The organism is Catenuloplanes japonicus, from assembly GCF_000717135.1.
Lineage (GTDB): Bacteria > Actinomycetota > Actinomycetes > Mycobacteriales > Micromonosporaceae > Catenuloplanes > Catenuloplanes japonicus.
This window is the reverse complement of the sequence record NZ_JNXY01000089.1, coordinates 1-756: the sequence shown is the minus strand read 5'-3', so window position 1 is coordinate 756 and position 756 is coordinate 1. Positions and strand designations below refer to the sequence as shown.

General features: G+C 75.4%; 1 pseudogene. It reads left to right on the top strand.

Annotated elements, in window-relative coordinates:
- Nucleotides 1-756: pseudogene (locus tag OP04_RS55275) on the top strand (LuxR family transcriptional regulator); the annotation flags it as partial.

Sequence of the window (756 nt, the reverse complement as noted above, 5' to 3'; positions counted from 1 at the left end):
GCGCCGTTGATCAGTCTGGCCGGTGCGCTGGGGGAGTGCGAGCCGGTCGTGCCCGCGCTGGCGTGGCTGGGCGGGGAGACGCCGGCGCAGTCGACGCCGGAGCGGATCGGGCGGGAGCTTGCGGACCTGGCGGCGGACCGGCCGCTGCTGGTGATCATCGACGACGCGCAGTGGATGGACGAGTTCTCCGTGCTGGCGGTGCGCACGCTCGTACCCCGGCTGGCTTTCAGTGCGGTGCGGTGGTTGTTCGTGCGACGACCGGTGCACGGCGGCGCGGCCGCGGACGCGCTGGACGACCTGGTCACGATGGGCGCGGAGCAGATCACGCTCGGGCCGCTGGCCGACGCGGACGTGGAGGCGCTGTGCGCGCGGCAGGTGGGCGCGCCGGTCGACGCGACCGTGCTGGCCCAGGCGGAGCGGTGCGGCGGCAATCCGCTCTGGATCGTGCAGCTGCTGGCCGGTCTGCGGGCCGACGACCAGCTGGTCGTGGTCGGCGGCCGGGCCACGCTGGTCGGCGGCGAGGTCCCGACCAGCTTCATCGGCGCGGCGCAGCAGCGGTTGCGCGGCCTGCCGGACCAGGCCCAGCTGCTGCTGCGTGCCGGGTCGGTGTTCGGCCGTCCGTTCCGGCCGGGCGAGGTGGCGGCGCTGCTGGCGGTCGCGGAGGAGACGCTGTGGACGCCGGTCGAGCGCGCCGTGGCGGACGGGCTGCTCACCACGCACGGTGACGCGCTCGCGTTCGAGCACGACATGCTGCGC